Here is an 18,162-nt window from a genome sequence, read left to right as displayed (position 1 = left end):
GCCCCGACGGCGAGAGTCCGGGATGCGAGACAGCGGCCCCTTGGACGGCGCGTTCGTCGTCGTCGGGCGGGGTCTGGCGGGTTCTTCGGACGTCGAGTCCCGGCGGGGCGAGGTGGTCCCGAGAGGTGGTGGCGTCGTCGTCGTGCGGGGTGGTCCGGGGCCTTCGCCAGGGGGCCGAGGCGATGCCCGCCGGCGGGCCGACCACGCGCCCCGGGGTGCGCGAACGCACCGTGACGGGCCGCGGCAGGACGGGGCTCGTGTGCGACGATGGGCCCTCCCGCCCGACCCCGTGAAGGTGAGCAGTGCCCCCGATCCCCGACGCGTCGACAGCCGCGAGCATCGCCCCGGCGTCGACGCCGCCCGCGCAGCTGCGCAACTTCTGCATCATCGCGCACATCGACCACGGCAAGTCGACCCTCGCGGACCGCATGCTCGGCATCACGGGCGTCGTGGCGGACCGCGACATGCGGGCGCAGTACCTCGACCGGATGGACATCGAGCGCGAGCGCGGCATCACCATCAAGTCGCAGGCCGTGCGCATGCCGTGGCAGGTGGGCGACACCGCGTACGCGCTCAACATGATCGACACCCCGGGGCACGTCGACTTCTCCTACGAGGTCAACCGGTCGCTCGCGGCGTGCGAGGGCGCGCTGCTGCTCGTCGACGCCGCGCAGGGCATCGAGGCGCAGACGCTCGCGAACCTCTACATGGCGCTCGAGAACGACCTGGCGATCATCCCGGTGCTCAACAAGATCGACCTGCCGGCGGCTCAGCCCGAGAAGTTCGCCGAGGAGCTGGCGAGCCTCATCGGCGGCGAGCCGGAGGACTGCCTGCGGGTGTCGGGCAAGACGGGCGACGGGGTCGTCGACCTGCTCGATACGATCGTGCGGGACATCCCGGCCCCGGTGGGCGAGGCGTACGCGCCGGCGCGGGCGATGATCTTCGACTCCGTGTACGACACGTACCGCGGCGTCGTCACCTACGTGCGGGTCGTCGACGGGCGGCTCGACCCGCGCGAGCGCATCGAGATGATGTCGACCGGGTCGGTGCACGAGCTGCTCGAGATCGGCGTGATCTCGCCGGACGCGAAGCCGTCGAAGGGCCTGGGCGTCGGCGAGGTGGGTTACCTCATCACGGGCGTGAAGGACGTGCGCCAGTCGAAGGTCGGCGACACGGTGACGACCCAGACCCGTGGCGCCGAGGAGGCGCTCTCGGGCTACCGCGAGCCGCTGCCGATGGTGTTCTCCGGCCTGTACCCGGTGGACGGCTCGGACTACCCCGACCTGCGCGAGGCGCTCGACAAGCTCAAGCTCAACGACGCCGCGCTCACGTACGAGCCAGAGACGTCCGTGGCGCTCGGCTTCGGCTTCCGCTGCGGCTTCCTCGGCCTGCTCCACCTCGAGATCGTGCGCGAGCGTCTCGAGCGCGAGTTCAACCTCGACCTCATCTCGACGGCGCCCAACGTCGTCTACGAGGTGATCCTCGAGAACGGCGACCCGGTGACGGTGACGAACCCGTCCGAGTTCCCGTCGGGGGAGAAGTTCAAGGAGATCTCCGAGCCGATGGTGCGCGGGACGATCCTCACCCCCAGCGACTTCGTCGGCGCGGTCATGGAGCTGTGCCAGGGCAAGCGCGGCGAGCTGCTCGGCATGGACTACCTCTCCGAGGACCGTGTCGAGCTGCGCTACCGCCTGCCGCTCGCGGAGATCGTGTTCGACTTCTTCGACCAGCTCAAGTCGAAGACCAAGGGCTACGCATCCCTCGACTACGACGAGGACGGCCAGGCGCCCGCCGACCTCGTCAAGGTCGACATCCTCCTCAACCACGATGCCGTCGACGCCTTCTCGGCCGTCGTGCACAAGGACAAGGCGTACAGCTACGGCGTCGCGATGGTCGGCAAGCTCAAGGAGCTGATCCCGCGCCAGCAGTTCGAGGTGCCGATCCAGGCGGCGGTCGGGTCGCGGATCATCGCGCGGGAGACCATCCGCGCCCTCCGCAAGGACATGCTCGCCAAGTGCTACGGCGGTGACATCTCGCGGAAGCGCAAGCTGCTCGAGAAGCAGAAGGAGGGCAAGAAGCGGATGAAGTCGATCGGTCGGGTCGACGTGCCGCAGGAGGCCTTCGTCGCCGCGCTGCAGACCGACGCGCCGACCGGCAAGAAGTAGGTCGTGGTCGGTCGGCAGACGGCGGTGGGCGCGATCGCCGTCGGTGGCGTCGCTGCGCGCGGTCACGCGGGCGGGGAGGTCGTGCGTGGTGATGTCGTGCGTGGTGCTGTCGTGCGTCGAGACTCGACGTCCGCCGGCAGTGCATCCGCCGACCCCTCGTCCGAGGGTGGCCCCGCGTCCGTCGACGTCCGGTCCACCGGGAGTGTGTCCGGCGGCCTCTCGTCCGAGGGTGGCCTCGGGTCCGTCGACGTCCGGTCCACTGGGAGTGCGTCCGCCGACCTCTCGTTCGACGACGTCCGGTTCGACGAGGGCCCGGCCCGGGTCGCCGACGTCTGCTCGGTGACCGAGCTGTTCCACGTGGGCTCGCGCGGTCTGATGAGCGGGATCGACAAGCGCCCCGTCGACCGCCCCCTGACCGTGCTGCGGCACGGCGTGTGGGGCGACGTCCAGGGCGACCGGGAGCACCACGGCGGCCTGTTCAAGGCCGTGTACGCGTACGCGAGCGAGACGCGCGAGGCGTGGGCGTCGTCGTTGGGGCGGGAGTGCCCGCCCGGATCGTTCGGGGAGAACCTCGCCACTCGGGGGTTCGACGTCGACGGGGCTGTCATCGGCACGCGCTGGCGGGTCGGGACGACGGTGCTCGAGGTGACCGCACCACGTACTCCGTGCCGAACCTTCGCGGCGTGGATGGACGAGCCCGACTGGGCGCGGCGATTCTCTGCCGGAGGGCGCTGCGGGGTGTACCTCCGGGTGCTCGAGACAGGGAAGATCGCGGCGGGGGAGCTGATCGACGTCGTGGACGTGCCCTCGCACGGGGTGACGGTGGGTGATGCGTCCGCCGGGCTCGACGCCGAGCGGGCCGACGCGCTGCTCGACTGGGCCGCGGCGAGCGGGACCGTGCTGTACGAGTCGCTCGTCAGGAACGCGCTCGGCGCGCTCGAGCGGGCGGACGGGGTCGCGGGCGTGGTCGAGGGCGCGGTCGAGGGCCCACGATCCCCCACCCGGTCGGGATCTACCACCCGGTCGTGGTCCGCTACGGAGGAGGGTCGGCGCTCGAGCACGACTGCTCCCCGGGACCGCTCAGGACGGTCGGCGGAGGCCCGAGTCTTCCCCGGTTCCCTCCGTTCGACGGGCCGCGGCCTCGGCGGGGGCGAGGCATGAACCCCGAGCACGACGACGACAAGCCCGTGATCGACGCCCGCATCCGCTCGTTCACCCGCCGAGGCAACCGGCTCAAGCCCAGGCTCGCGGAGGTCTGGGAGCAGCGTGCCGGCGTGGTGCTCGACGTCCCGATGGAGACGGAGACGGGCGTGGCCGGAGGCACCCGGCTCGATCTGGATGCCGTCTACGCGGACACTGCTGGTGCTGGTGCCTGCCCAGTGACGGCGGACGTCTCGAGCGCGCGCCTCGTCGTCGAGATCGGGTGCGGCGCCGGCGAGCAGATCGTGCACGCGGCGCTCGCAGATCCGGACACGCGGTTCCTCGGGCTCGAGGTGTGGCAGCCGGGCCTGGCGAGGACCCTCGCCCGGGTCCTCGACGAGGGCGCGACGAACGTCCGGCTCCTCGGCGTCGACGCCCAGCAGGCGCTGCCGATCCTCCTGCCCGCGGGTTCCGTCGACGAGCTGTGGACCTTCTTCCCGGACCCGTGGCGCAAGTCGAAGCACCACAAGCGGCGCATCGTCTCGGCCGAGTTCGCATCCGTCGTCGCGGGGTTGCTGGCCCCCGGCGGGATCTGGCGGCTCGCGACCGACTGGCAGAACTACGCCGACCAGATGATTGCCGTGCTGGATGCCCACCCCGCGTTCGACCTGACCGTCGAGCCGGAACGGTGGAAGGGGCGCACGCTCACACGGTTCGAGCGGCGCGGCGTCGAGGAGGGGCGGCCCGTCACGGACCTCACGGCGGTCCGGCGCGATGTGGGCGTTCGAGGCGTCGAGGCTACGGCGGGCGTCGTGGGCACGGAAGGCGTCGTGGGTACGGAAGGCGTCGTGGGTAGGGAAGGCGTCGAGGCTACGGCGGGCGTCGAGGGTCCGGCGGGCGTCGAGGCCGACGGACGAAGCACGGGCCTCCGGGACGCCGGAGGAACCACGGATGTCGAGCAGCGGGCCTCCGATGGCTGACCTGCCGCAGGGCGACCCCGCCCCCGACGACGGACGACTCCCCACCACTGCTGCCGAAGGTGCCGGTGACCGGACCTTCTCGGTCTACCTCCATGTGCCGTTCTGCGCCGTGCGGTGCGGGTACTGCGACTTCACGACCTACACGAACGCGGAGCTCGGCGGCGGGGGGTCGGCTGCGGAGTACGCGGGCAACGCCGTCCGCGAGATCGAGCTCGCCGGCCGTGTCCTCGCCGACCCCGAGCTCGTCTCGGCGGGGATGGCGCCCCGGCTCGTGTCGACCGTCTTCCTCGGAGGAGGCACCCCGACGCGCCTCCCGGTCGACGATCTCGGGCGGATGATCGGCGCCGTGCGCGACACGTTCGGGCTTGCTCCGGGGGCCGAGGTGACGACCGAGGCCAACCCGGACTCGGTCGACCGCGAGGCGCTCGAGGCGTTGGCCGCCGCCGGTGTCACGCGCGTGTCGTTCGGAATGCAGTCGGCGGTGCCGGACGTGCTGGCCACACTCGACCGCACGCACGATCCCGACCGGGTCCCGCTCGCCGTGTCGTGGGCGCGGGATTCGGGGCTCGACGTATCCGTCGACCTCATCTACGGCACCCCGGGCGAGAGCCTGGAGGACTGGCGGACGACGCTCGAGGCCGCTCTCGCGATGGAGCCCGATCACGTCTCGGCGTATGCGCTCGTCGTCGAGCGGGGGACGCGGATGGGGGCGCAGGTGCGCCGGGGTGAGCTCAGGCTGCCCGACGACGACGACCAGGCCGAGAAGTACGAGCTCGCCGACTCCATGCTCGCCGGCGCGGGCTACGGCTGGTACGAGGTGTCGAACTGGGCGAAGGTCGAGCCGGGAGACTCACCCGCAAACGGCACGCTCGTCCACGCGAGCCGACACAACCTGGCGTACTGGCGGGGCGGAGACTGGTGGGGTGTCGGCCCGGGCGCCCACAGCCATGTCGGGGGCGTCAGGTGGTGGAACGGGAAGCACCCCACGCCGTACGCGGCCCGGCTGGCGGAGGGGCTGAGCCCGGCCGTCGGGCGGGAGGTGCTCGGTGCTGAGTCGCGCGAGCTCGAGCGCCTGCTGCTGGGTGTCCGTCTCGCCGAGGGCGTCCGGGTCGCCTCGCCGGACGGACTCACCCCCGACGACGCCGAGGCCCACCTCGCGGGTCTCGTCGCCGAGGGTCTGTGCGAACCTGGGCCGGCCGCCGAGGGGCGGGTGCGGCTCACGCTGCGCGGTCGGCTGCTGGCCGACGCGGTCGTGCGTGAGCTGACGGGCTAGGAGCGTCAGGCGCTCGGCCTGACCTGCCGTGCCACGAGCTCCCGAGGCGCCGATCGAGTGGTCGGTGACACCGGTACCGCAGCCCACAGGCCGACTGGTCGACGGACGACGCCACTATGACGTGGGCATGCGTACGAGCACGGCCGTGCACAGGTGTACGCGGACGTGCTCGCAGGCGGTGCCGTGATCGTTGGTGCGGTGTGGTTATCGCGGTGACGACGGTGGTGGAGCGGGAATGCTCGGGCTGCGGGCGGGATCTTGCTCGGCTTCCCGTCCACGTTCCGTTTCCTGTGCGGCGTTGCCGCCCGGTTCCCTTTCGACTTCCCACTCGCGTTCGGCCTCCCGTTCTCGTTCGGAGGCCCGGTTGTCGGTCACCCGCCGGCTCACGCGGTCCTTCATGGCCTGGAGCCGCTGGCTGGTCATCTCGGGGCCGGGGGTGTGCCGGTAGGGGAAGGGGGAGCGGGGCACGGCGTACCGGTGACCGGTGGGGGTGCGTACCTCGTGGCTGCCGTCGGGGCTGGTGGCGTGCCGCCAGTTCGGGTTCTGCTTGGTGTAGTTGCAGCTCGCGCAGAGACCGGTGCCGTTCTCGGCGCTGGTGGGGCCGCCAGCTGCGTGATCGATCGTGTGGTCAATGTGTTCGACGGGGTTCGAGCAATAGGGGGTTCGGCAGATGTCGTCCCGGGTCAGGACGAGCTGTCGCAGCCGGCCGTCAAAGGTGCGCGAGCGGGACTCGGTGGTCAGCACGCCGCCGTGGGCAGGGTCGGTCCACAGCCGGGTGAACCACACGATGCGGGCGTGGCGTACGGCCTCTCGGGCGGTGTCGGCGGGCAGGGGGCCGTGTCCGGTGAGCCAGGCCGGGACGTCAGACCCGGCGAGGCTCTCGGCGGGCATGACGATGGACAGCTCGACGTCGCGAGGAGCCGTGATCGCCGTGCCGGTGATGTGCTCGACGAGGAGGTCGGCCGCGATCTGCTTCTTGGTCCGCCCGTCGGACTCGCCGTCGTTGGTGATCGTGTGGGTCTGGCGGGTCAGGGAGGCGTGGACGCGGACGGCGTCGGTCATAGGAAGGTGGGCGGTGAGGTAGGCCATGGATCCGGTGCCGCCGCGGATGCTGACCCGTCGTTGCGATGCCTCGTAGGCGCGGCGGGTGCTCTCGTGGTCGTTGTCGAGCTCCATGGCGTACTTACGGGCGTGGGTGTGGACCTGGCCCCGCCCCATGGTGGGGAGGTCCGGTGCCAGACGAGCATCGACGGTGCGCCTGTCCTCGGGGTCGAGGCCGAATGTCTCGCGCATGACGACGGCGGCGTGATCCTCGCTGACCTGGCCGGTCTCCATGAGATGCAGGGTGTGGGGGAGGTCCTCGTCCAGAGCGCGGGCCAGGGCGAGGGCCCGCTGTCCGCGTCCGGGGGTGCTGCGGCGAGCGAGTGCGATCTCCTGTGCCAGGCCGGCGCCCTGCTTCGCGACGGGGACGCCGCGGGCCCGCTCGGCTCCGATGCGCGTGTGTCGCAGGTCCGCGGCAGCCCGGGCCTGGGCGGCGTGGGCGGCGGCGACGAGCTCGTCCAGGGCGGTGATCTGCTCGATCGCGTCGGCCTCGTTATCACGGCGCAGGCCGACGAGGGCGTCACGCATCGTACGCACGTCCGCCGCGCCGAGGACCGGCAGGTCGGACCCGCGCGTGGGCGACTCATGGCCGTCCGTCAGCGCGGGCGATGGCGCAGCAGCGGTGGTCTCGTGGCCGGACTCGTGGGTCGTCATCGCTGCTACCTCCCTCGTCGTCGTGCTGGACTGTCCGAACGCGTGTTCGAACTAGACCTAATGTACCGCTATCAAACGACACTTGGAAGGGTTGAACGCAAATCTGTGGATGGATTGGTAACAAACCGGCATGTGGATACATCATCAGCAAGCAAACGACCGTGAGATCGCTGCGGTAGAGCGGTAGAGCGGTAGAGCGGTAGAGCGGTAGAGCGGTAGAGCGGTACGGCGGTACGGCGGTACGGCGGTACGGCGGCACGGTTGTGCGGAGATGCGGAGATGCGGAGATGCCGAGGCCCGACGGAGCGTCGGCGTCGTGCGAGGAGGCGCGACCCCTTCGAACGCGCACGCACCTACGCAACCTGAGCATCGGCGTCGTGCGAGGAGGCGCGACCCCTTCGAACGCGCACGCACCTACGCAACCGGAGCGCCGTCGTCGTGCATGGAGACCCGCCCCCTCGGAGGGCGCACGCACCTACGCAACCGGAGCGCCGTCGTCGTGCATGGAGACCCGCCCCCTCGGAACGCGCACGCCCCTACGCAACCTGAGCATCGGCGTCCTACGAGCAGGCACCACACCTCGAAAGGCGCACGCACCTACGACATCGGAGCAACGGCGACGTTCAGACGGCCGTGACCGTCCGAGGCGGCGAAGGACCGCCTGCGCCCCCGACCTACTCCGGCACCCCGGTGACGAAGTCGATGAGCTCCTCGACCCGCCCCAGCAGCTGCGGCGACAGGTCGGCGTACGTCCGCACCGAGCCGAGGATGCGCTGCCAGCCGCGCGCGATGTCGCCTTGGTCCGCGTGCGGCCACCCCAGCGCGGCCAGCGTCCCCACCTTGATGTCGGTCCCGCGCGGCACGTGCGGCCACTCCTTCAGCCCCACGCGCTCCGGCCGGACCGCCTGCCACACGTCGACGTACGGGTGGCCGAGCACGAGCACGTGCTGCGACGCGCGCCCGAGCCGACGCCGCGCGTCCTCCACGAGCCGGGTCTCCTTCGACCCGGTGACGAGGTGGTCGAGCAGCACGCCGGCGCGCCGCTGAGGCCCCGGCCGGAAGGTCCGGAGGACGTCGGCGAGGTGATCGGCGCCCTCGAGCTGCTCGACCACCACCCCCTCGACCCGCAGGTCGTCGCCCCACACGCGCTCGACGAGCTCGGCGTCGTGCCGCCCCTCCACCCAGATCCGCGACGCGCGCGCGACCCGAGCCCGTTGACCCTCGACCCTGAGCGAGCCCGACGCCGTGAGGTTCCGCCCGCCGGCGGTCCGTGCCACGTCGGGGCGCGCCTGGGCCGAGGACACGGTCGGCGGCACGAGCTTCACGGGCGCGCCGTCGATCCAGAAGCCTGGCCCGAGCGTGAACGAGCGACGCTTCCCGAGCCGGTCCTCGAGCGTGACGAGGTGCATCCCGCCGGACTTCTCGATGCGGGTGATCGCCCCGACGAACCCGCTCTCCACGTCCTCGACCACGAGGCCCTTCTCGGCGGGGACGTCACGGGTGACGGGTCGCCGGCGCGGGTCGGGACGGGGGGAGGAGAGGACGTCGCGTCCATATCGGTCGGTCACCGGCCGAGGGTACGTAGACCCGCGCGCCCGACGCCGGAGCCTCGCCCGGTCCGTCGTGTCGCCGGGGTGGGTGCCTGGGTCGGCAGGGCCCGACGCCGGAGCCTCGCCCGGTCCGTCGTGCCATCCCTCGGAGGGGGCACCACGTGCGAGGACGTGCCGGGGTCGGTGGGACGTCGGCGAGCGTGCTGCCGGGTCCGGCGCGCGGGCCAGGGAGCGCGGGCCAGGGAGCGCGAGCCAGGGAGCGCGGGCGTGCGCCGATCAGCCCAGCTCGACCCCGACGATCGCGTGCACCGCGACGATCGCGACCGCCACGACCAGTCCGGCGACGACCACGGGCGTCGCCCCCACGGACCACGGGCGGCGCCGGTAGGGCACCGCCTTCCAGAAGATGGTGGCCATGGGTGCGAAGACGAGCGCCGTCGACGGGCCGATGATCGTCCACGCGAACAGCTCGCCGTCCAGCCCGGCGAGGACGGCGACCCCTCCGTAGATCGCGAGGATCGCGGCCGTCGCCACGAGCCACGTCCATACCGACGCGCTGCGGAACGGCGCCGGCGTCTCGAACGTGCGGCCGATCTCCCGGGCGAGCAGGTAGGCGCACAGGAACATCCCGGCCACCCCGACGACGAACGACGCGATCGACCAGACGATCCCGAGGCCCCAGGCCTCGAATGCGACGGCCGTGTCGCCGACCGGCGCGACCAGCGCGATCATCAGGTACCCGAACGCCCCCTGGATGCTGCTGAGCCCGATCCAGGTGAGCAGGGCACGCGCGTAGCCGGACGGCATCGGCCGGGACGCGGCCCAGGCCAGGAGGCCGAGGACCACCGAGAACACCGGCCCCGCCATCGCAATGAGCGCGAGGTCCGCGTCCGACGCCGGCGGGTGGTCCGCCATCGCCCCGTGCACGGTCGAGCTGCCGACCAGCAGCACCGCGGTGACGGCGTGCGCGTACTCGTGGAGCTGGATGTGGAGGATCACCGCCGTCACGGCGACCGCCGCCGTCAGCAGCGTGATCCGCCGCGGAGAGGGGGTGGGCGCGGGGCGTGGCGACGGCACCTCGGCGGCGTCGATGGCGTGGCTCATCCGGTCTCTCCCGTGGCGTTCGGCGTCGTCGTCGCGGGTCCCGTCCGTCGACGTCCCCGGTCCCGTCGCGCCGGACGCTAGCAGCGGCCTGACCGCCGGTGGCCCGCTTCACGGCGGGAATCACCCGGGGCGTCGTACGATTGGCACTCAGGAGTGCCGAGTGCTACCTCGAGGCGCCGGGTGCTCCCTCGACAGCCAGGCCGACGGATCGACCGATCGTCGGCCGGCGGCGGTCGAGGAGCGCGCGGCCGTCGACGGGCCCCGGCACCCGGCCCGCCGCGAACGACGGCGACGCACGACACGCGACGAACGACGCACGACGACGAAGGAGGTGCCATGTCGACCGAGGATCGCCGCCTGCGCGTGCTCCAGGCCATCGTCAGCGACTTCGTCCGCACGTCCGAGCCCGTCGCCTCCCGCGCCCTCGTCGAGCGCCACCACCTCGACGTCTCGCCGGCCACGATCCGCAACGACATGGCCGCCCTCGAGGAGTCCGGGCACATCGCCCAGCCCCACACCTCCGCCGGGCGCGTGCCCACGGAGAAGGGGTACCGGGCCTTCGTCGACGAGATCGCCACCCTCAAGCCGCTCTCGGGCGCCGAGCGCGCCGCGATCGAGACGCTGCTCGGCCGCTCGGTCGACCTGGACGACGTCGTCGAGCGCACCGTCCGCCTGCTCGCGCAGCTGACCAACAACGTGGCCGTCGTCCAGTACCCCTCGCTCAGCCGCACCTCGCTGCGCCACCTCGAGCTCGTCCCGCTCGACGGTCGCCGCCTGCTCATCGTCATCATCACGTCGGCCGGTCGCGTCGAGCAGCGCACCGTCGAGGTGCCGCCGGAGTCGGACCCGGTCGACATCGCCGAGCTCGGTGCCCGCCTCAACCTCGTGTGCGCCGGCCTGCCCGCCCCGAGCATCGGCCCCGCCCTCGTCGACCTCGCGGACCGCCTCGAGCCGAGCCGGCGCCCGCTGCTCGACGTCGTCGCCTCCGAGCTCACCCGCGTCCTCGCCGCCGACTCCGAGGAACGGATCGTCCTCGGCGGCACCGCCAACCTCGCCCGCGCCGGCACCGACTTCAGCCGCACGATCGGCCCGGTGCTCGAGGCACTCGAGGAGCAGGTCGTCCTGCTGCGCCTGTTCGCCGAGATGGAGGCCGACCGGATCACGGTCCGGATCGGCTCCGAGAACCACCACGACTCGCTGTCCGAGGCGTCCATCGTCGCGGGGGCGTACGGTGCGTCGGGCGAGGTCGTCGCGCGGGTCGGCGTGCTCGGCCCCACGCGCATGGACTATCCCGGCACCATGGCGGCGGTCCGCGCCGTCGCCAGGTACCTCTCCCGCTTCCTCGGAGGGTAGGCACCACTCGTAGCAGCGCGCGGTCGGCCGCCGGCGAGAGTCACTCCCGCCCGACGACGAACCCCACGCCCGACGGCGACCACCCCGCCCGACGACGAACCCCCGCGCCGAGACCCCGACCAGCACCGAGCCCCCGACCCGGCACCGATCTCCTGAACCGGCATCGACATCCCGAACCAGCACCGACCAGAACCGACACCCAGACAGATTGCGACCTGTGAGCGACTTCTACTCGATCCTCGGCGTGAGCCGTGACGCGAGCCCCGACGAGATCAAGCGCGCGTACCGCAAGCGCGCCCGCCAGCTGCACCCCGACGTCGCCGGGCCCGAGGCGGGCGACCAGTTCAAGGACGTCCAGCGCGCCTACGACGTGCTCCGCGACGAGGACAAGCGGCGGCTCTACGACGCCGGCGGCGAGGACGCCCTGCGCGGCGGTGGCGCAGGCGGGGCGGGGGCCGCCGGGTTCGGCGACTTCGCCGACATCTTCTCCCAGTTCTTCGGCGGTGCCGCGGGTGGCGGGATGCGCGGCCCCGTGCCGCGTGCCCGTCGTGGCCGCGACTCCCAGATCATGCTCGACATCGACCTCGTCGACGCCGTCTTCGGCTCGACCGAGGAGATCCCCGTCCAGACCGCGATCGTCTGCGGCACCTGCAACGGCACCTGCTGCCGCCCCGGCACCTCGCCCGCGACCTGCACCACGTGCGGCGGCCAGGGCTCGGTCCAGCGCGTCACGCGTTCGTTCCTCGGCCAGATGATGGCCACGTCGGTGTGCCCCGCCTGCTCCGGCCACGGCACCGTCATTCCTGAGCCCTGCCAGGAGTGCTCCGGCGAGGGCCGCGTCCGCTCGCGCCGAACGATCGCGGTCGAGGTCCCGGCGGGCGTCAGCACCGGCACCCAGCTGCGTCTCCAGGCCCAGGGCGAGGTCGGCCCCGCCGGCGGCCCTCCCGGCGACCTCTTCGTCGAGATCCGCGAGCGCCCGCACCCGGTGTTCCAGCGCCACGGCGACGACCTCCTGTGCACGCTGACCATCCCGATGACCGCCGCGGCGCTCGGTACGGTCGCCTCGATCGAGACGCTCGACGGCCCGCGGGACATCGACGTCGAGGCCGGCACCCAGCCCGGCGAGCGCATCACGCTCGAGGGGCTGGGCGTGGGCCGGCTGCGCGCCCGCGGACGGCGCGGCGACCTGCACGTCGACGTCGAGGTCACCGTCCCGACCAAGCTCGACGACGAGCAGCGCGAGCTGCTCGGCACCCTCGCGTCGATGCGCGGCGAGGAGCGTCCCGAGGCACGGCTCACCAGCGCCGACAGCTCGATGTTCTCGCGGCTGCGCGAGCGCTTCGTCGGCCGCTGACGGACCCGACGCCACCCACCGGACACGCCATGGCTGCCGACGTGACGTCTGCCTGCGACCCGCCTCCGACGGCGCGGCCCGGAGATCTCCTCGCGGGGGCCGTCCCTGCCGTGGTGCGGTGATCCGGTGACACGTCCTGTCTTCCTCGCGGACCCCGCCGAGCTCGCGTCGGCGGCGGTCGGTGCCGAGGTCCACCTCGGCGGACCCGAGGCGCACCACGCCGCGACCGTGCGACGCCTGAGGACCGGCGAGGAGGTCGACCTCGTCGACGGCGCCGGCCGCCGCGTGACCGGCACCGTCGCGGCCGTCGCGAAGGACCGGCTCGCCGTGTCGGTCACCGCCGTCCTCGACGAGCCGGCCCCGACGCCGCAGCTCGTCCTCGTCCAGGCCCTCGCCAAGGGCGGACGGGACGAGCAGGCGGTCGAGTCGGCCACCGAGCTCGGCGTCGACCGGGTCGTGCCCTGGCAGGCCGACCGGTGCGTGTCCCGCTGGGACGCCAAGGCCGCGAAGGGCCGCGCGCGCTGGGCGTCCGTGGCCGAGGGGGCGGCCAAGCAGTCCCGGAGGGCCTTCGTCCCCGCCGTCGACGACGTCGTCACGACCTCGTCCCTCGCGGCCGCCGTCTCCCGCGCGTCCGCCGACGGCGCCGTCGTCCTCGTCCTGCACGAGTCGGCGACCGAGCGCCTCGCCGCGCTGCTGGGGAAGGGGGAGCGAGGCGCAGGGGTGGCCCCGCCGGGGGAGGGCGCGCCCACCGCGACCCCGCGCGAGCCGGCCCCGCAGACTCACGTTGTGCCCGATCGGATCCCGCGCGAGCCGGCCCCGCAGACGCACGACGTGCCCGCTCGGATCCCGCGCGAGCCGGCCCCGCAGGGACTCGCAGGCGCAGCGGCGGTGTGGTGCGTCGTCGGGCCGGAGGGCGGCATCTCCGACGACGAGACCGACCGCCTCGTCGCGGCCGGGGCACGACTCGTCCGGCTCGGTCCGCACGTGCTGCGGACCTCGAGCGCCGGGCCCGCAGCGATCGCGGCCCTCGGCGTGCGGCTGGGGCGCTGGTGAACGGGGTCCTCGACCCGTCGGCCGGGTCGTTCGTCGACGCCCGTGGCGAACGGCCGCGGCGCCGGTGAACGGGGCCGCCGGGGGCGATGGTCGTCGTCGGACGCCGTGGTTCGTGACCGTGGGGCCCGGCCCACGGCCCGGACGCCCGTGAACGCCCGTCTCGCTACCATGTCCCGGACAGCACCCGCATACCCCCAGGAGTCTCGAGGGCACCGTCCCCGACCCATGAACCGTACGAGCGCCACCGGCAGCCCCGCGCAGGGCGACGACACCCGCCACCTGACGATCCCCGACCACCTGCCGCCGATGCTCCTCCTCGGCGCGAACGACGAGGTGCTGCGCGCCGTCGAGCGAGGCTTCCCGAGCGTCGCGATCCACGTGCGCGGCAACGTCGTCACGCTGTCCGGCCCGGAGGGGGACGTCTCGCTGGCCGAGCGGCTCCTCGCCGAGCTCGTCGACATCGCGGTGGCCGGTCAGCCGCTGACGGCAGACGCCGTCGACCGCGCCACGGCGATCCTCACGTCCGGGGACACCCGCCCCGCGGACGTCCTCACCGCCGACATCCTCTCCTCGCGCGGCCGCACGATCCGGCCGAAGACGCTGGGGCAGAAGACGTACGTCGACGCGATCGACGCCCACACCATCACGTTCGGCATCGGGCCCGCGGGCACCGGCAAGACCTACCTGGCGATGGCGAAGGCCGTCCTCGCGCTGCAGCGCAAGGAGGTCACCCGGATCATCCTCACGCGACCGGCGGTCGAGGCCGGGGAGCGGCTCGGCTACCTCCCGGGCACGCTGACCGACAAGATCGACCCGTACCTGCGGCCGCTGTACGACGCGCTGCACGACATGCTCGAGCCCAACTCCATGCCCGGACTCATGGCTGCCGGCACCATCGAGGTCGCGCCGCTCGCCTACATGCGCGGCCGCACGCTCAACGACGCGTTCATCGTCCTCGACGAGGCGCAGAACACGACCCCCGAGCAGATCAAGATGTTCCTCACCCGCCTCGGGTTCGGGTCGAAGATCGTCGTCACCGGCGACGTCTCCCAGGTCGACCTGCCGACCGGGACGCGCTCCGGCCTGCGGGTGGTCCAGGAGATCCTGTCCGGGGTCGACGACATCGCGATGTGCCACCTCACCTCGCGCGATGTCGTGCGGCACCGCCTGGTCGGCGACATCATCGACGCCTACGAGCGCTGGGACGCCCAGGGCGAGGCCGACGTCGAGCGCGAACGGCGCACCGCCGCCCGCCGAGGTCGCACGGGCACGACCGGCAGCTCAGGTACGAGCACCCACACCCGACCCGCACGTCGATCAGGAGCCGAGCAGTGAGCATCGAGGTCAACGACGAGTCCGGCAGCGGCGCGGACGTCGAGGAGCTGGCGGCCCTGGCCCGGTACGTCCTCGAGGAGATGCGGGTCCACCCGCAGGCCGAGCTCTCGATCATGCTCGTCGACGAGGACGTGATGACCGACCTCCACGTGCGGTGGATGGACGAGCCCGGTCCCACGGACGTCCTGTCCTTCCCGATGGACGAGCTGCGCCCGGGGGCCGACGGCGAACCGCCCGTCGAGGGGACCCTCGGCGACATCGTCCTGTGCCCGAGCGTGGCGGCCGCGCAGGCCCGCACCGCCGGCCACTCGACCGCCGAGGAGCTCGGCCTGCTCACGGTCCACGGCATCCTCCACCTGCTCGGGTACGACCACGCCGAGCCCGAGGAGGAGAAGGAGATGTTCGACCTCCAGCGTCGGCTCCTGCTCACCTTCCTGGCCGGGCGGTGACCCGCCGGCCATGACTCCTCTTCATACCGGCGGCGCCCTGGCGGGCGTAGCGACCTCGTCCGGCGTCGCGCCCATCTGGTCCGGCGTCGCGCCGTCCTGGTCGGGTGTCGCACCGTCGTGGTCCGGCGTCGCGCCGTCGTGGTCCGGCATCGCACCGTCGTGGTCCGGCGTCGCGCCGTCCGCGGCCGTCGCGCCGGTGACCACCATCGTCCCGGGCACACCCGTGGTCGTGCTCCTCGTCGTCGCGGTGCTGCTCCTCGTGGTCGCCGCCCTCTTCTCGGCCGCGGAGTCGGCCCTGGCCCGCATCAGCCGCTCGAGCGTGACCGAGCTCGAGCACGCCGACCACCCGGCCGCGACCCGCGTCGCGCGCCTGGTCGAGCATCGGGAGACCGGGCTCGCGGGCCTCATGTTCGTCCGCGTCCTCGTCGAGATGACGACGGCCGTCCTGCTGACCGTCGCGGCCGCGGCACTGCTCGAGCCCTGGTGGCTGGTCGCGCTCGGGGCGGTCGGGGCGTGCCTGGTGCTCGTCGTCGTCGTGGCCGGGATCGGCCCGCGGCGGCTCGGCCAGCGTCAGCCGGGCAACGTGCTCGCCCGCCTCTCCCTGCTCGCCGCGGGCGTGACGGCGGTGGCCGGCGCGTTCGGGCGGCTCGGCCGGGCGGTCGCACCCGCCCGTCAGCGCTCCGAGGAGGACATCGCGCAGGAGTCCGCCGACGAGCTGCAGCAGCTCGTCGACCGGATGAGCGAGTCGGAACGGCTCGAGGACAGGGACCGTGAGCTCCTCGAGTCCGTGTTCCAGCTCGGCCGCACCTATGTCCGCGAGGTCATGGTCCCGCGCACGGACATGGTGTCCATCGAGGCCGAGCAGCCGCTGTCGAAGGCGCTCAACCTCTTCACCCGCTCCGGGTTCTCGCGCGTGCCCGTCCACGGCGAGTCCCTCGACGACCTGCGCGGCGTCCTCTACCTCAAGGACGTCATGCGCCGGGTGCACCGCCGCATGGACACCGAGCACGTGGTCTGCGCCGACGTCATGCGTGAGCCGTTCTTCGTTCCTGAGACCAAGCTCGTGGACGACATGCTGCGCGAGATGCAGCTCCAGTCCGTGCACATCGCCGTGGCGGTCGACGAGTACGGCGGCGTCGCCGGACTCGTGACGATCGAGGACCTGCTCGAGGAGCTCGTGGGCGAGATGGTCGACGAGCACGACCGCGCCGAGACCGTGGTCGAGGACCTCGGCGACGGCCGCTGGCGTGTCCCTGCGCGCACGCCCGTGAGCGACCTGGGCGAGCTCTTCGACCTCGAGCTCGACGACGACGACGTCGACACCGCCGGCGGCCTGCTCGCCAAGGCGCTCGGCAAGGTGCCGCTCGCGGGCGCCGCGGTCGACGTCGACGGCGTGCACCTGGAGGCCGAGCGGGTGGAGGGCCGGCGCCGCCGCGTGTCGACGATCCTCGCCCGCCGGAGCGAGCCAGACGTGGAGGAGGAGCGATGACCGACGTCGTGTTCCCGGGGGAGCCCGGGTCCGGCTCCGAGCTGGGCGAGGACACCAACGCGCTCGCCGGGCTCGACCTCGGCCACCTGGTCGACGAGGACTGGCCGGACGACCACCGCGCCGGGTTCGTCGCGCTCGTCGGGCGGCCCAACACCGGCAAGTCGACGCTGACCAACGCGCTCGTGGGGGAGAAGGTCGCGATCACGTCCGACCGCCCCCAGACGACGCGCCGGGCCGTCCGTGGAATCGTCCACCGCCCCGACGGCCAGATCGTCCTCGTCGACACCCCCGGCATGCACCGGCCGCGGACCCTGCTCGGGGAGCGGCTCAACGACGTCGTCCGGGAGACGCTGACCGGCGTCGACGTCATCGCCCTGTGCCTGCCCGCCGACGAGAAGATCGGGCCCGGCGACCGGCACCTGCTCGCCGAGGTCGAGGGGATGCGCGGCGACCTCGTCGCGGTCGTGACGAAGACCGACGCCGTGGGGCGGGGTGCGCTCGCCGAGAAGCTGCTCGAGGTGGGGGCGCTGGCCGACTTCGCCGAGATCGTGCCGGTCAGCTCGGTCGCCGGTGACCAGGTCGACCTCCTCGCCGACCTCCTGCTCGCCCGGATGCCGCTGTCCCCGCCGCTCTACCCGAAGGGGGCCACCGGCGACGAGGCGGTCGAGACGACGATCGCCGAGCTCGTCCGCGAGGCCGCGCTCGAGGGCGTGCGCGACGAGCTGCCGCACTCGATCGCCGTCGTCGTCGACGAGATGGTCGAGCGTGAGCGCGCCGAGGGGGATGCGCGGCCGCCGGTGCTCGCGGTGCACGTGTCCGTCGTCGTCGAGCGTGACTCCCAGAAGGCCATCGTCATCGGGAGGGGCGGGTCCCGCCTGCGCGACGTCGGCAGCCGGGCGCGCGCCGGCATCGAGGAGCGCCTGGGCCGGAAGGTCTACCTCGACCTGCACGTCCGCGTGGCCAAGGACTGGCAGCGTGACCCGCGCCAGCTGGGCCGCCTCGGCTTCTGAGGATCTGCCACCTCTCGTCGAGATTGCGGTTGGTGCACGTCGAGATTGCGGTTCGTCGTCGTCGAGACTGCGGTTGGGAGCCCCGCTCCCAGCCGCACTCTCGACGACGGGCCGTCGCGCTGAACCGCACCCTCGACGAACCGGGGCCGACC

General features: G+C 72.7%; 14 protein-coding genes. 11 read left to right on the top strand and 3 right to left on the bottom strand.

The features are described from left to right. The first annotated feature begins 302 nt into the window (after positions 1 to 302). The 4 genes from lepA to hemW all read left to right on the top strand — a co-directional run bounded on the left by lepA (position 303) and on the right by hemW (position 5,558). Positions 303 to 2,165 carry a translation elongation factor 4 gene (gene lepA / locus ACPYO6_RS13045; protein ID WP_425715146.1) on the top strand — a complete coding sequence of 621 codons (1,863 nt, stop codon included), beginning with the start codon at positions 303 to 305 and terminating at the stop codon, positions 2,163 to 2,165. 111 nt (positions 2,166 to 2,276) lie between these two features. Further along, positions 2,277 to 3,326 (top strand): MOSC domain-containing protein, encoded by a 1,050-nt coding sequence (locus ACPYO6_RS13040; protein ID WP_425715144.1) that lies wholly within the window; start codon positions 2,277 to 2,279, stop codon positions 3,324 to 3,326. Further along, positions 3,323 to 4,285, top strand: coding sequence for a tRNA (guanosine(46)-N7)-methyltransferase TrmB (gene trmB, locus ACPYO6_RS13035; RefSeq protein ID WP_425715142.1), 963 nt, complete (start codon positions 3,323 to 3,325; stop codon positions 4,283 to 4,285). The genes ACPYO6_RS13040 and trmB overlap by 4 nt, the downstream gene beginning before the upstream one ends. Then, complete coding sequence (gene hemW, locus ACPYO6_RS13030; protein ID WP_425715140.1) at positions 4,278 to 5,558, top strand: radical SAM family heme chaperone HemW; 1,281 nt, start codon at positions 4,278 to 4,280, stop codon at positions 5,556 to 5,558. Before trmB ends, hemW begins: the two co-directional genes overlap by 8 nt. 204 nt (positions 5,559 to 5,762) lie before the next feature. Here hemW and ACPYO6_RS13025 read toward each other — a convergent pair whose 3' ends face one another. The 3 genes from ACPYO6_RS13025 to ACPYO6_RS13015 all read right to left on the bottom strand — a co-directional run bounded on the left by ACPYO6_RS13025 (position 5,763) and on the right by ACPYO6_RS13015 (position 9,967). Beyond that, on the bottom strand, positions 5,763 to 7,313 hold the full coding sequence (locus tag ACPYO6_RS13025; protein WP_425715138.1) for a DUF222 domain-containing protein: 1,551 nt from the start codon (positions 7,311 to 7,313) through the stop codon (positions 5,763 to 5,765). A 674-nt stretch (positions 7,314 to 7,987) separates the two neighbouring features. Then, positions 7,988 to 8,881, bottom strand: coding sequence for a DUF3097 domain-containing protein (locus ACPYO6_RS13020; RefSeq protein WP_425715137.1), 894 nt, complete (start codon positions 8,879 to 8,881; stop codon positions 7,988 to 7,990). 258 nt (positions 8,882 to 9,139) lie between these two features. Beyond that, positions 9,140 to 9,967 carry a hypothetical protein gene (locus ACPYO6_RS13015; RefSeq protein WP_425715135.1) on the bottom strand — a complete coding sequence of 276 codons (828 nt, stop codon included), beginning with the start codon at positions 9,965 to 9,967 and terminating at the stop codon, positions 9,140 to 9,142. Between the two features lie 336 nt (positions 9,968 to 10,303). On the opposite strand from ACPYO6_RS13015, the gene hrcA reads away from it, so the two are divergent. The 7 genes from hrcA to era all read left to right on the top strand — a co-directional run bounded on the left by hrcA (position 10,304) and on the right by era (position 18,010). Further along, complete coding sequence (gene hrcA, locus ACPYO6_RS13010) at positions 10,304 to 11,320, top strand: heat-inducible transcriptional repressor HrcA (protein WP_425715134.1); 1,017 nt, start codon at positions 10,304 to 10,306, stop codon at positions 11,318 to 11,320. Between the two features lie 217 nt (positions 11,321 to 11,537). After that, positions 11,538 to 12,674: a molecular chaperone DnaJ gene (dnaJ, locus tag ACPYO6_RS13005; protein WP_425715132.1), complete on the top strand. Its 1,137-nt coding sequence runs from the start codon at positions 11,538 to 11,540 to the stop codon at positions 12,672 to 12,674. 126 nt (positions 12,675 to 12,800) lie between these two features. After that, positions 12,801 to 13,727, top strand: coding sequence for a 16S rRNA (uracil(1498)-N(3))-methyltransferase (locus ACPYO6_RS13000; protein ID WP_425715130.1), 927 nt, complete (start codon positions 12,801 to 12,803; stop codon positions 13,725 to 13,727). Between the two features lie 225 nt (positions 13,728 to 13,952). Beyond that, the gene (locus ACPYO6_RS12995) at positions 13,953 to 15,062 is read left to right on the top strand and encodes a PhoH family protein (protein WP_425715129.1); all 1,110 of its coding nucleotides are present in this window, start codon (positions 13,953 to 13,955) and stop codon (positions 15,060 to 15,062) included. Further along, positions 15,059 to 15,511 (top strand): rRNA maturation RNase YbeY, encoded by a 453-nt coding sequence (gene ybeY / locus ACPYO6_RS12990; protein ID WP_425715128.1) that lies wholly within the window; start codon positions 15,059 to 15,061, stop codon positions 15,509 to 15,511. The genes ACPYO6_RS12995 and ybeY overlap by 4 nt, the downstream gene beginning before the upstream one ends. Before the next feature lie 10 nt (positions 15,512 to 15,521). Beyond that, on the top strand, positions 15,522 to 17,000 hold the full coding sequence (locus tag ACPYO6_RS12985; protein WP_425715126.1) for a hemolysin family protein: 1,479 nt from the start codon (positions 15,522 to 15,524) through the stop codon (positions 16,998 to 17,000). Continuing rightward, positions 16,997 to 18,010, top strand: a complete 1,014-nt coding sequence (gene era / locus ACPYO6_RS12980) for a GTPase Era (RefSeq protein WP_425715125.1) — start codon at positions 16,997 to 16,999, stop codon at positions 18,008 to 18,010. Before ACPYO6_RS12985 ends, era begins: the two co-directional genes overlap by 4 nt. The last annotated feature ends 152 nt before the right edge of the window (positions 18,011 to 18,162 follow it).

The organism is Georgenia sp. Z1344 (assembly GCF_049856295.1).
In the GTDB taxonomy this organism is placed as follows: Bacteria; Actinomycetota; Actinomycetes; order Actinomycetales; family Actinomycetaceae; genus JB111.
This window is presented reverse-complemented; position numbering and strand designations above follow the sequence as displayed.